The sequence below is a fragment of the Frigidibacter albus genome (genome assembly GCF_009908165.1).
Lineage (GTDB): Bacteria > Pseudomonadota > Alphaproteobacteria > Rhodobacterales > Rhodobacteraceae > Frigidibacter > Frigidibacter albus.
Genome location: NZ_JAAAUC010000017.1, coordinates 13,439 through 26,277, shown reverse-complemented (window position 1 = coordinate 26,277; position 12,839 = coordinate 13,439). Strand labels below are relative to the sequence as shown.

General features: G+C 65.2%; 10 protein-coding genes. 3 read left to right on the top strand and 7 right to left on the bottom strand.

Annotated features, from left to right (window positions below):
* The first annotated feature begins 1 nt into the window (after position 1).
* Positions 2-1,000: a branched-chain amino acid ABC transporter permease gene (locus tag GVY41_RS18845; RefSeq protein WP_202456134.1), complete on the top strand. Its 999-nt coding sequence runs from the start codon at positions 2-4 to the stop codon at positions 998-1,000.
* 85 nt (positions 1,001-1,085) lie between these two features.
* On the top strand, positions 1,086-2,048 hold the full coding sequence (locus GVY41_RS18840; RefSeq protein WP_161348511.1) for a winged helix-turn-helix transcriptional regulator: 963 nt from the start codon (positions 1,086-1,088) through the stop codon (positions 2,046-2,048).
* A gap of 51 nt (positions 2,049-2,099) precedes the next feature.
* Here the strand turns inward: GVY41_RS18840 and GVY41_RS18835 are convergent, their stop codons facing one another.
* The 7 genes from GVY41_RS18835 to GVY41_RS18805 all read right to left on the bottom strand — a co-directional run bounded on the left by GVY41_RS18835 (position 2,100) and on the right by GVY41_RS18805 (position 12,243).
* The gene (locus GVY41_RS18835) at positions 2,100-2,822 is read right to left on the bottom strand and encodes an ABC transporter ATP-binding protein (protein WP_161348512.1); all 723 of its coding nucleotides are present in this window, start codon (positions 2,820-2,822) and stop codon (positions 2,100-2,102) included.
* The gene (locus GVY41_RS18830) at positions 2,819-4,582 is read right to left on the bottom strand and encodes a branched-chain amino acid ABC transporter ATP-binding protein/permease (protein WP_161348513.1); all 1,764 of its coding nucleotides are present in this window, start codon (positions 4,580-4,582) and stop codon (positions 2,819-2,821) included. Before GVY41_RS18830 ends, GVY41_RS18835 begins: the two co-directional genes overlap by 4 nt.
* A gap of 1 nt (position 4,583) precedes the next feature.
* A complete protein-coding gene (locus GVY41_RS18825) occupies positions 4,584-5,618 on the bottom strand; it encodes a branched-chain amino acid ABC transporter permease (RefSeq protein WP_161348514.1) in 1,035 nt (344 codons plus the stop codon).
* A 69-nt stretch (positions 5,619-5,687) separates the two neighbouring features.
* On the bottom strand, positions 5,688-6,821 hold the full coding sequence (locus GVY41_RS18820) for an ABC transporter substrate-binding protein (RefSeq protein ID WP_161348515.1): 1,134 nt from the start codon (positions 6,819-6,821) through the stop codon (positions 5,688-5,690).
* 68 nt (positions 6,822-6,889) lie between these two features.
* Positions 6,890-9,241 (bottom strand): 3-hydroxyacyl-CoA dehydrogenase/enoyl-CoA hydratase family protein, encoded by a 2,352-nt coding sequence (locus GVY41_RS18815; RefSeq protein WP_161348516.1) that lies wholly within the window; start codon positions 9,239-9,241, stop codon positions 6,890-6,892.
* Positions 9,242-9,253: 12 nt separating this feature from the next.
* Entirely contained in the window at positions 9,254-10,447 is a 1,194-nt protein-coding gene (gene bktB, locus GVY41_RS18810) for a beta-ketothiolase BktB (RefSeq protein WP_161348517.1), read from the bottom strand.
* Entirely contained in the window at positions 10,444-12,243 is a 1,800-nt protein-coding gene (locus GVY41_RS18805) for an AMP-binding protein (protein WP_161348518.1), read from the bottom strand. The genes bktB and GVY41_RS18805 overlap by 4 nt, the downstream gene beginning before the upstream one ends.
* A gap of 127 nt (positions 12,244-12,370) precedes the next feature.
* Between GVY41_RS18805 and GVY41_RS18800 the strand changes: the two genes are divergently transcribed.
* Positions 12,371-12,838: a MarR family winged helix-turn-helix transcriptional regulator gene (locus GVY41_RS18800; protein ID WP_161348519.1), complete on the top strand. Its 468-nt coding sequence runs from the start codon at positions 12,371-12,373 to the stop codon at positions 12,836-12,838.
* The last annotated feature ends 1 nt before the right edge of the window (position 12,839 follow it).

Sequence of the window (12,839 nt, the reverse complement as noted above, 5' to 3'; positions counted from 1 at the left end):
GATGGCGCATCGTTACAAGGATTTCCGCCCGCGGCTGGTGTCGCCGATGCAGAGCTATGGCTTGCTGGCCGTGGTCGCCGCCGTCGCGGTCTTGGCCCCGCTGGTGATCTACCCGCTCTTTCTGGTGAAGGTCCTGTGCTTCATGCTGTTTGCCGCAGCGCTGAACCTGGTCGTGGGCTTTGCCGGGCTACTGTCGCTGGGCCATGCGGCGTTCTTCGGCGGGGCGGCCTATGCCTTTGCTCAGGCGGCCAAGGTGTGGGGCTGGCCGTTCGAGGTCTCGATCCTGTTCGGAGTGGTCGTGGGCGCGGCCCTCGGGTTCGCCTTCGGGCTGGTCGCCATCCGCCGTCAGGGCATCTACTTCACCATGATCACCCTCGCCCTGGCGCAGATGGTCTATTTCCTTGCCGTGCAGGCGCCGTTCACCGGCGGCGAGGACGGGATCCAGAACGTGCCCCGCGGGAGCCTGCTGGGGCTGATCGACCTGCGCGATACCATCACGCTTTACTATGTCGTGCTGGTGATCGTGGTCGTCTGCCTGCTGCAGATTCGGCGCATGGTGCATTCGCCCTTCGGTCATATCCTCGGCGCCATCCGCGAGAACGAGACCCGCGTCACATCACTGGGGCTGAACACCAGCCGCTACAAGCTTCTGGCCTTCACGCTGTCGGCAGCCTTGTCCGGCCTCGCCGGGGCGTTGAAAGCCTCAGCCTTCCAGCTGGCGACACTGAGCGATGTGTCGTGGCACATCTCCGGCGAGGTGGTGCTTATGGTGCTGATCGGAGGGATCGGCACGCTCTCGGGGCCGCTGTTTGGCGCGATCTTCGTGGTGATGATCGGCCATTTCCTGGCCACCTCGGGGCTTCCGGTCTCGCTGGTCGTCGGTCTGGTCTTCATGGCCTGCGTGATGCTGTTCCGCCGCGGCTTTTATGGCGAGACGGTCGAATACCTGCGGACGCGGCTCCTGTCCGGCCCGCAAGCCACGCCCAAGGCGGACAAATAGGCCCTGCCGGCAGATCCGCCGCGGATTTGCAACTTGCAGACCAAGGGACTAACTAGGACCGTCCTCACTCGAGAGCTTCAGCACGATGACCGACGCGCAACCCGCACCTTCGGCTCTACCCCTACAGTTGCAGCGGCATTCTTCGGTGCGCAAGGCGATCGATATCGTTCTCGACAGCTGGAACTTCCTCATCCTGCGCGAGGCATTCTTTGGGGTCCGCCGGTTCGACAAGTTTCAGTCGCGGCTTGGTATCCCGCGTCAGACGCTGTCGTCGCGGCTGAATCTGCTGGTTGAGAAACAGGTGCTGACGATAGGGCACAAGGCTGGCGAGCCCGGTCACAAGTATTTCCTGACCGAGCGGGGAAAGGACCTGTTTCCTGCAATGCTGTCGCTGATGGAGTTCGGCGACACCTGGCTGGCCGCGGGTGCCCTTCCCCCGCTGCAACTGATCCACACGCAGTGCGGCAGCGAATGCCATCCGATGACTGTCTGCTCCGCATGCTTCGAACCCGTCGAGGCGTGGGACGTCGCGCCGCGGGATGGTCCCGGCGCCGGGTTCGAGACGGTGGAAGCGAGGCCGCGCTCGCGCCGCAGCTCCGACCCGACGCTGTTGCAGCGGGTGCGGCCCTGTTCTGTCGCCCGCGCCCTTGCCATCATCGGTGATCGCTGGAGTTTTCTGGTGTTGCGGGAGGGCTGGACAGGCGTCCGCCGGTTCGAGGAGATGCGTGAGAACCTAGGGATTGCCCCCAATATTCTCACCGATCGCCTGAACCGGCTGGTCGAGGCAGAGGTGTTCCGCCGGGTGCCCTACGGCAATGGCGATCGGCAGGAGTACAGGCTTACGCGTAAGGGGATGGCTCTCTACAAGCCGATGATCGTGATGATGGTCTGGGGAGACCGATGGCTCACCGATGGCAAGCCGCCGACGCGCCTGCGGCACAAGCGCTGCGGACGCGACTTTACCGCGATCGTCGTGTGTTCAGAGTGCAAGGAGATCATCACCGCACGCGATACCGGCTACATCCTCCGCTACGATCTGGCCGATTAAACCCGCTCAGGCAGTGGTGGATGCGCCCGGCCAGCGCATCCTGCCTTCCGGTCAATTCCCCGCGCCCGAGATGCCAAGATAGGTTTCGACAAGGCGCTGGTCGTGCATCATCTCGGCCGCCGCGCCCTGCATGACAAAGCGCCCCAGCTCCATCACATAGGCATGGTCGGCGGTCTGCAGCGCCGCGCGGGCATTCTGTTCGACCAGTAGCACCCCGATTCCGTCGTTGCGCAGCTCGGTGATGATATGGAAGATGTCCCGCACGATGAGCGGCGCGAGGCCGAGGCTGGGCTCGTCCAGCATCAGCACGCTCGGGCGGGACATCAAGGCGCGGCCCGTGGCCAGCATCTGCCGCTCGCCCCCGGACAGGGTGCCCGCCAGCTGGGTGCGCCGCTCCTTCAGCTTGGGAAAGCGGCCGAACACCTCTTCGATCCCCTGCGCCGCTTCGGCACGGGTCCGAGTATATGCGCCCAAGCGAAGGTTGTCCTCGACCGTCATCGTTCCAAACAAGTCCCGGCTTTCGGTCACCAGCGCCAACCCGGCCGCAACGCGGTCGGCGGTGCCGAGCCGGGTGATGTCATGCCCGTCATAGATCACCCGGCCACGCATCGGCAAAAGGCCCCCGAGCGCTGAGAGGAGCGAGGTCTTTCCGGCGCCGTTCGCGCCGATGATGGTCGCCACGCTTCCGCTTGCAACCTGTAGCGCCACGCCGCGGACCGCCTCGACCGCGCCATAGGATACCGCGGCGTCTTCGACCGAAAGAAGCACAGTCATGCCACACTCCCCAGATAGGCTTCCTGGACACGGGGGTTCTTGCGGATCTCGTCCGGCAGGCCCGCCGCGATCCTGGTGCCAAAGTCCAGCACCACGATCCGGTCCGTCAGCGACATGACGAAATCCATGTCATGCTCGACCAGCAAGATCCCTAGACCCTCGGCGCGCAGTTCGCGAAGCAGTTCGGCGAGCCGGTTCTTCTCGGCCTTGCGAAGCCCCGCCGCCGGTTCGTCAAGCAACAGCACCCGTGGAGCCAAACAGATGGCGCGCGCGATCTCGACGATCCGCGTCTCTCCCAGCGACAGGCTGTCCGCTGGGGAATGGATCCGGTCGGCCAGCCCCACGCGCCGGATCGCCCGGGCGGCTTCGGCCAGAAGCTGTGCCTCCTGCGGCCGATCAAGGCGCAGCAGGCAGCGCAGAAAGCCGCTGTCGCCCCGCAGATGCGTGCCGAGGGCCACGTTTTCGAGTACGCTCATCTCGGGCACCAGCTTCACATGCTGGAAGGTCCGCGCAACGCCAAGCCCCGCGATCTGCGAGGGCGAGGCACCCGCAACTGAATGCCCGGCGATCCGCACCTCGCCTGAACTGAGCGACAGGACGCCCGTCAGAAGGTTGAAGGTGGTGCTCTTGCCGGCGCCGTTCGGGCCAAGCAGCGTCAGGATCTCGCCTTTTGCCAGCGAGAAGCTGACGTCGTTGACCGCCACGAGCCCGCCGAACCGCTTGTTGATCCCGATCGCCTCCAGAAGAAACGGGCCCTCACCCTTCGGGCGGACCGGCATCGCAAGCGCAGTGGCGATCTCGTCCACCGGCGATCTGCGCTGCGGGATGTGCTCGGCCAAGACCGGCCACAACCCCTCGCGTGCCTTTTGTAGCGTCAGCACCAAGACTACTCCGAAGAAGATGACTTCAAGGCTGCCGATACTGCCAAACAAGAGCGGGAGATAGTCCTGTAGGGCGTTCTTGAGAAGTACGACGATGGCGGCGCCCAGAACCGCGCCCCAGAGCCGCCCTGAGCCACCGATGACGGCCATCAGCAGGAACTCGATGCCTGCGTTCAGGCTGAATGCCGTCGGGGTCACGCTGCGTTGCAGATGGGCAAAGAGCCACCCGGCGAGCCCTGCAAGAAACCCGGCATAGATGAACACCGCAAGCTTGGCCCGGGCGGGGGCGATGCCAAAGGCTTCCGCCGCGGTGGTGCCAGAGCGAAGCGCCCGGATCGCCCGGCCCGCCCGGCTGTCCAGAAGGTTGCGCGTCAGGTAGAGCGAGACGCCCAGCATGACCAGGACCAGCGGCCAGAACTGGCGCGAGTCCAGCAGCGGGTGGCCGAACAGGCTGACCGGGGGGATGCCCGAGATGCCGTTGAATCCGCCCAGGAGATCGAGGTTCCCGAAGAGGTAGTAAACCGCCATTCCCCAGCAGATCGTGCCAAGTGGGAGGTAATGCCCCGACAGCCGCACGGTCACCAGCCCGATCAGGGTGGCGGCGATCGAGGTGACGACCAGCACCACCGGCAGGGCCAGCCAGGGCGAGAACCCGTAGCGCGTGGTCAGCAAAGCCGAACAGTAGGCAGCGACCCCGACAAAGGCAGCCTGTCCGAAGGATGTCATGCCGCCCACACCGGTCAGCACCACAAGCCCAAGGGCGACGATTGCGGAAATGCCGATCATGTTCAGCAAGGTTGCCCAGAAGGCAGGCAGAACGCCGCTTGCCGGCAGCACCAGAACGACCGCCGCAAGAAATGTGAGCAGGGGCGTGCGCATGTCAGTGCTCCTCGTCATGGGGATTGGTCAGCGACCGCCAAAGCAGGATCGGCAGCACGAGGCCGAAGACGATCACCTCCTTGAACGCCGATGCCCAGAACGCCGCGAAGGCTTCGATGATACCCAGGACGATGGCGCTGAACACCGCGCCGGGGAAGCTTGCGAAGCCGGCGACGATGGCCGCGACAAAGCCCTTCAGCCCGATCAGGAAGCCGCTGTCATAGTAGAGCGTGGTAATCGGCGCGATCAGGATGCCGGCTATGGCCGCTATCAACCCGGCCAGCACGAAAGCCCGGCGGCCTGCGGTTTCGACCGAAATCCCGACCAGCTCGGCGCCCCGGGCACTGACCGCGGCGGCCTGCAACGCCTTGCCTGCCAGAGTGCGGGTGAAGAAGCACCACAGCAGACCAAGGATCACCAGCGTGCACACCATCAAAAGGGCGGATTGTCCCTGGATCATCATCGGACCCAACAAAATTGTGCCGCCCCAGATCGGGGTGCTGCGATAACCCTCGGCGCCGAAGAAGAGCAGGCCCAGTCCCATCATCACCAGATGCACCCCCACCGAGGTGATGAGCAGCGCCAGGATTGAGGCGTTACGCATCGGCTCGAAAGCGAGCCGGTAGGTGAACGGGCCCATCGGAACCACGATCACCAATGTAAGGCAGATGTCGGCCCAGACTGGCAGATCCATCGGCGCGAGGTCCCGGACCCCGAGCCAGAGCACCAGGGGAAGCGCCAGATAGGCACCAAGCCGCCGCAGCAGCCAACCCGCAGGGGGCCAGTTTCTCAGTCCCGCGAGGTCGAAAAGGGCGCAGGCGACGCCAAGGCAGACCAACAGCAGCGCAGAGCCGGGGGCCACGCCCATTTCCAGCGCGGCAAGAGTCAGCCCAGCGAAGGCAACGAAATCGCCCTGTGGAATGAAGATGATCCGCGTGACAGCGAAGAGCAGCACGAAGCAGACCGCAAGCAGAGCGTAGATTGCTCCGTTGATCAGCCCGTCCTGCACGAGGAACAGAGCGATTGTCGAATCCATGGGCCCGATGACGGTTGGAGGGAAGGGAAGGCTGCGCGCACCAACGCGCAGCCCGTACCAGTATCCGGCTCAGTCGAGAGCGAGGTACTTGAAGGCGCCATCCGTGACCTGGACCAGCACCCTGCTGCGCTGATCGTGGCCATAGTGATCATCGGCCGACAGGTTGTAGACCCCGTTGACCGAAACTACATCCGTCAGGCCTTCCAGCGCGTCCCGCAGCGCCATGCGATACTCGGGCGTTCCCGGGGTACCCTCCGCGGCTGCGATTGCGGCGGCAGCAAGCTGTCCTGCGTCGAACATCATGCCACCGAATGCCGAGACGCTGCCTTCGCCATACTGCGCGACATAGGCGGTGTAATATTCGACTCCGATACCGCGCGACGGGTGGCTCACCGGCAGTTGCGGGGCCACCACGACAGGCCCAACCGGCAGGATCGAGCCCTCGACCGAAGGGCCACCGACGCGGATGTATTCGGTGGTGGCCGAGCCATGGGTCTGGTAGATCTGCCCGGCAAAGCCGCGCTCGCGCAGCCCCACGGCGGGAAGTGCCGAAGGTGTGCCAGAGCCAGCGACCAGCACCGCATCTGGCGCAGAGGCTACAAGCTTCAGCACCTGCCCCGTGACCGAGGTATCGGTCCGGGCAAAGCGTTCGACCGCCACCAGCTTGATGCCCGCGGCTTCAAGCATCGGCGTCACCGTCTTCAACCAATCTTCGCCATAAGCATCGGCAAAGCCGACGAAGCCCAGACGTGTTACGCCTGTCTTCTGCATGTGTTCAATCAGCGCGCTGGCCATCAGCGCGTTTTTCTGAACCGAGCGGTAGACCCAGGGTTCCACCGCTGCATCCACCGTGACGGGCGCGAGGGCGATGACCGGCGTGCCGGTCTCGCCAGCGACTGCCGCGACCGAGGCAGAGGTGGGGGCCGTCGAGGAGCCAAGCAGGATATCGGCCTTTTCATCCTCGACGCATTTGCGGGCGTTGGTGTTCGCCTTGGTAGGATCGGTCGCGTCATCCAGCACGACATAACGGATCGCTTGCCCTCCGGCCTCTTCCGGCAGGAAGGCCAACGTCTGCTGCTCGGGAATCCCCAGCGACGCCGCCGGCCCCGTTACCGAAAGCGATGCGCAGATCGTGACCTCCGCCTGCGCCGCAAGCGGTGTGAGGGCGATCAGGGCGACACTCATCGTCTGTAGTCTGTTCATGGACACTCCTCCCTTATCGTTTTGAACGTAGTGGTGATTGTCCCCTGCCCTTTGGGGCCGGGTCGCGTTCAGTTGGCCAGCGACCGGTTGTTTTTCAGCATGTGCACTAGTCGCGCCTGCGACGTAGGGCGGCGCGCCAGTTCCTGTATCGCGTCGCGTTCAAGGCGGTAGAAATCCGTCTCGGCCAGACTGGTGCCGGCGGCGGCATCGCCGCCAGCCAGAACATGGGCAAGCACCTCGGCAATGCCGGCATCGGTGTCGGTAGGCCCGCCGCCGCCCGAGAGACGCGCCTGCACCATGCTGCGCGCTGATTCCTTGAGGGCGGCGCCCGCAGCAAGCAGTTGCGCAGGCGCGGCAGCCCGGTATCCTGCGGTCATTGCCAGCGCGAGCGTGCGTGCGGCCTGCAACAAACCTGCCTGTTGCAGGACCACCCGGTCATCTGCGCGCAGGAAGCCCGCTTGCCGTGCCAGATCTGCCGAAGCCGCAACCTCTGCCGCGAAGATCACGTTGAAGGCCCGCATTCCGGCCGCCACCGGATCGCCAAGCTCCTCTTGTGCGCGCAGCAGCAACTGGGTGACGCCGCCCCAGCCTGGGATGATGCCGACCTTCCGCTCCGGCAGGCCGATCCGCGCCTCGGCATGGGCCAGAACCCGGTCGGCATGCAGCATCAGTTCCGCTCCGCCGCCAAGCGCGAGGCCGCCAACCGCCGCGACCACCGGGAAGGGCGCATACTTCAGGCCGGACCAAGCGCGCTGGCCCCGGGCGACGAAAGCATCAAGGCCGGGCCAGTCCTGCCCGGCCACATGATCGACGAAGACATCCAGACGTGCGCCGGCCGAGAAAGCGCGGGCATTGTCCGACCCAATCACAAGCGCCTGGAAATTGCGCGCCACCAGCCCGGGCAGGGCTTCGATCACCTCGACCACGTCGAGGTCCACGGCATTCATCTTGGTGTGGATCTCCAGCAGCGCGACGCCGTGGCCCATATCAAGCACCGACGCTGCCGCATTGCCCGAGACAGGCCCACGCGCCCGGCGCAGGGCGGCAGCGGACATTGCAACGGCCGCTGCATTGTTGCCCGTGGTCGCACCATCCGTGGAGAGCAACCGGTCGGGCGCCGGATAGAAGCCCCCCGCCTTGGCTGCGCTGCGGAGCAAAGGCGGGATGTCATGCCCCTCGCTCTCCAGCCTTGCCACTATCCAGTCCGCGCCAATCCGGTCGGCAAGGGTGAACGGACCCAGCTGCCAGTTGTAGCCAAGCCGCATCGTGGTATCGATCGCGGCGACATCCGGCGCGATGGCCGGGGCGATCTGGGCGGCGTAGCGGATCAGCGCCGAAAACACCGACCACGCATAGGCAGATCCGCGGTCGTCGCCCTGCATGAGCGTGCGCAAATCCCCGGCTTCCAGGCTTGCCAGTGCGGGTTCGGCGCGAAGGCGATATTCTGCGCTGGTGAAATCGATCACCTCGTCGACGCGCTGGCCGGAAGCATCCTTGCGGCGGTAGAACCCGCCCGGGCCGAACCGCCCGGTCAGCCCCTTTTCGAGCATGTAGGCTAGGAACGGATCGACGGTGATGTCGAACTGCCGGTGAAGGTCATCCTCGGGCAGGATGCGCATGAAGCTGCCCCAGACTAGCGGGACCAGGTTCAACCCGACAAAGTCCATGAGACCGAAGATGCCGGTGCGCGGAATTCCGAACGGGCGCGACATGATGGCGTCGGCTTCTTCGACCGACAGCCCCAGCCGTCTGGCCTCCAGCACCGCCACGGACATCCAGAAATTGCCGATGCGGTTGGCAATGAAGCCGGGCGTATCGCGGCATTCGACCACGGTCTTGCCAAGCACCTCGCGGCCGATCCGGCCGATCCGCCGGGCAACTGCGGGGTCTGTACGGGGCGTGGTGACGATTTCAAGCAGTTCCATGACCCGGGGCGGATTGAAGAAATGCGTCACCACGAAATCCGCGGCGAACCTGTCGCTCATCCCTTCCAGCAGAACCGACAGCGGAATGGTCGAGGTGTTCGACGACACGATCGACCCCGGCGCCCGCACCGCGTCGATGCGCGCATAAAGGTCGCGCTTGATCGCCGGGTCTTCGAACACTGCCTCGACGATCCAGTCTGCCTCTGCGGCGCGGGGCAGGTCGTCCTCGACATTGCCAACCTCGACAAGCGAGGCAAGCCGGGCATGCATGAATCCGCCGCCGGCGAGTTGGCGGGTGATGCCAGCTTGTGCCGGGGCGTTACGCGCCTCGCCGTCGCCGGGCCGGTCAAGCAGCAGGACCGGCACCCCTGCATTGGCGAGATGCGCGGCAATGCCAGAGCCCATCGAACCGGCCCCGATGACCACCGCAGAACGGATCAGCCCAGGGTCGCGCAGGCGCGGCAGGATCGCGCCTTCAGTCTTGCCTTCAAACATCGGTTGCCTCCCTCAGTCTTTGCGCCGCAGATTCTCGACGACAAGCGCGATGCCCTGGCCGCCGCCGATGCACATGGTGACGAGGCCGTAGCGGCCGCCGGTGCGTTCCAGTTCGTAAAGCGCCTTGATCGTGAGGATCGCGCCCGTGGCCCCCAACGGATGGCCAAGCGCGACCGCTCCGCCGTTCGGGTTGACCTTCTCGACCGGCAGGCCGAGCCCGTCGTTCACGGCGATGGCCTGGGCTGCGAAAGCTTCGTTCGACTCGATCACGTCGATCTGCCCGATCGTCAGTCCCGCCCGTTCCAGAGCCAGCGGCACCGCCTTCACCGGACCGATGCCCATGATTTCCGGCGGCACACCGGCCACGCCCCATGCAAGCAGCTTGCCGCGCGGCGAGAGGCCCCTGGCCGAAACCTCTTGCGCAGAGGCCAGCACCACCACCGCTGCCCCATCGTTGATCCCGCTGGCATTGCCCGCGGTGACGGTGCCATCCTTGCGGAAGGCGGGCTTCAATGCGGCAAGGCCTTCCATCGTGGTGTCTGCCCGCGGGTGCTCGTCGCGGCTGACCACGACCTCGCCCTTGCGGGTCTTGATGGTCACCGGAACGATCTGGCTGTCGAACCGACCCTCGGCCTGCGCCTGGGCCGCCTTGGTCTGGCTCGCAAGCGCGAACTCGTCCTGCCGCTGGCGCGTGATCTGGTATTTCTCCGCGACATTCTCGGCAGTGTCGCCCATGCCACCATGGCCGAACGGGTCGGCAAGGGTGTTGCTGAGCCAGTCATAGACCTGGCCATTGCCCATGCGGCGCCCATATCGCAGGCCCTCGATGGAGAATGGGGCGCGGCTCATCGCTTCCGCGCCTCCGGCAATCGCGATGTGGCTTTCCCCGGCCCGGATCATCGTCGCCGCCGTGGCGATGGCCTGCGCGCCCGAGCCGCAGAGGCGGTTCAGCGTCAGACCCTGGCTTTCAATTGGAAGCCCTGCCTCGATCCCCACGGTTCGGCCCAGGAACAGGTCCGCCGCCTCGGTCGGGATGACGGTGCCCATCACGCTGTTGTCGATGTCGGCCGGTGAGAGGCCGGAGCGTGCGATCGCGGCCTTGGCAGCAATCGTTCCCAGGGCTGTCGGGCTGAGCCCGCTGAGGCCTCCGCCAAAGGTGCCGATGGCGGTGCGGGCACCGTCAAGAATGAAGATTTCCTGTGTCATGCAAGTTCTCTCAGTGGGGTTAGGCCGGGGATGATCACATCGGGCGAGGGGGTGGCGGCATGGAGCCGCGCCACGTCTTCGGCGCGGTGGCGCAGGGCGGCGCGCTGGTTGAGGTATCCTTTGTCCGTAAGCTCGCCCCGCTCGAGCGATGGCGGTTCGGACAGGATCAAGGCGCGGGCGATCCGCGTTGATCCGCGGCCCCCCATCGCCGCCATTGCGCGGCTGATGCTGTCTTGGATCACGGTGTTCTGCGCCAGTTCGGCCAGAGTCGCCTCGGGAAGCCCGACCGTCGCCCGCGCACCCTCCAGCGACAGGAAGACCAGCGCGCCGATCTCGTCGCGGTCATGGCCGGTGATAACAGCGTCCTGGACGACCGGACGCGTTGCCCCGACAAAGACAAGTCGGAGCGTTCCCACCTGCACCCAGGTCCCGCTAACCAGCTTGAAGTTCTCGGCGGTCCGGCCGTCGAAGCGGATCCCGATCACATCGGCCCCGTCATGAATCAGCTTGCCGGCGTCGCCGATGCGGTAAAAGCCGTCTTCGTCGAACGACTGGCCCGTCAGGTCCGGGCGTCGCCAGTAGCCGGGCGTCACCATCGGCCCGCGCAGGCGCAGTTCCATCTTTTCATCGTTGGGCACGAGCTTGACCTCGCAGCCGGGAACCGGAACGCCCAGATTGTCGGCCAGCCGGTTTTCATCCGGCGAGAGGGTCACGACCGGCGCCGTCTCGGTCGAGCCCCATGACACATGGGCCCGGAACTCCGGGCGCGCGTGACGGTCGGCGAGCGCCAGGTAGCTGTCCCAGACCGGGCCGGGCAAAGCAGCCCCGGCGGTGAACATCCGCTTCAGCCGGGAAAAGTAGTGCGCGGCGAGCCCCTCATCGGCTTCGAGCCGTGCCACCAGTTCTGTAAATCCGAGCGGAACGCCAAAATGGACCGTCGGTGGATGGTCGAGCAGATTGCGGATCGTAGCATCGAACTGGGCGGGCATTGGCCGGCCGGCATCAATGACCAGCGTTCCGGCGTGACGCAGCGCGCACGCAAAGACCAGGTTGCCCCCGAAGCAGTGGTTCCACGGAAGCCACTCGACGATGGTCGGCGGCTCATCCAGAAGGAATGGCCAGCGCTCGGCCATTGCCTCCTGATTTGTGCAGATCATCCGATGGGTGGTGATGACCCCCTTCGGGGCACCGGTGGAGCCGGAGGTGAACAGAACCTTGGCCATGTCGGCGGGGCCGACCAGCGGAAGCGGAACATCCGCCGGATCCTGACCCAGACCGCCATTGGCGCCGCGCTCGGGCGTCGTGGTCGCCAGTCCGAGCGCGCGAGCGTCTGTCAGGGCAGCGTGGAAGTCAGCCTCGGTTTCGACCCAGACGAGGCCCGGCGTCAGACAGTCAAGTATGGCATGAAGCCGGCTCCGGTCGGAAAGCTGGGAATAGGGAACCGAGAGCGGAGCATAGGGAACTCCTGCCAGCATTGCGCCAAGCGCCATAAGGGCATGTTCGATGCTGTTTCCCGACAAGATGGCCAGGGGTCGTTCGGGCCCCAGCCCGGCTGCTATCATAGCCCGGGCGCGGGCCTCGGCGCCGGCAAGCGCGTCGCGATAGCTTAGCGTCTTGGCGCCGGGGGCATGGGGCATGATCAGAAACGAGCAGTCCGGAGCGCGCCCTGCACTGGCGCGAAGCATGTCTCCGACGGTGTCAAACGGGTTCCGACGAGGCTGCGGACCTGTCAGCAATACCTCTCCCGTGGCTGCGTTATGTGCAACCACGGGCGCATAAAGCGCCTTGTTTTCCATGATTCCTCCCATGAGCGCCATGGAGCGCCCATCACATTAGATAACAGCATTACCTAATGTGGTCAACGCTCGTTTGGTGTTGTATGGGGTTGAGTGATCGTGCAGACGAAACGGAAAGGAACATGCTGTGGCTGACGCTGAACCCGAACGCAATGACGCGCCAAAGATCGACATGTCCTATTTGGAGGGCACGATCGGCTATGCCATCCGCCGCGCACAACTTGCTGTCTTTGCAGATATCTACCGATCCTTCGGCAAGGACGGTTTGACCGTGGTCAAGTTCTCGGTCCTAGCCGTTATCGCCGACAATCCGGGCATCAATCAGGCGATGCTTGCAGAGGCGCTGGATGTCGAGCGTCCGAGGATGGTGCCGCTCCTCAACGATCTTGAGAAGTCCGGCTTTGTCAGCCGCGAAGCCAACCTGCATGATCGCCGGAACAAGAGCCTAAAGCTGACGGACGCGGGCCGGCTGATGCTGGATGAGCACAAGCGGCGATTCTCGGATCATGAGGCGAGATTGAGTGCCTGGCTGGCGGAGAGCCGGCCCGAGGACGTCCTGAGCCTGCTCTGGAAGGTGGCGCGGCTGCGGGCCTAGC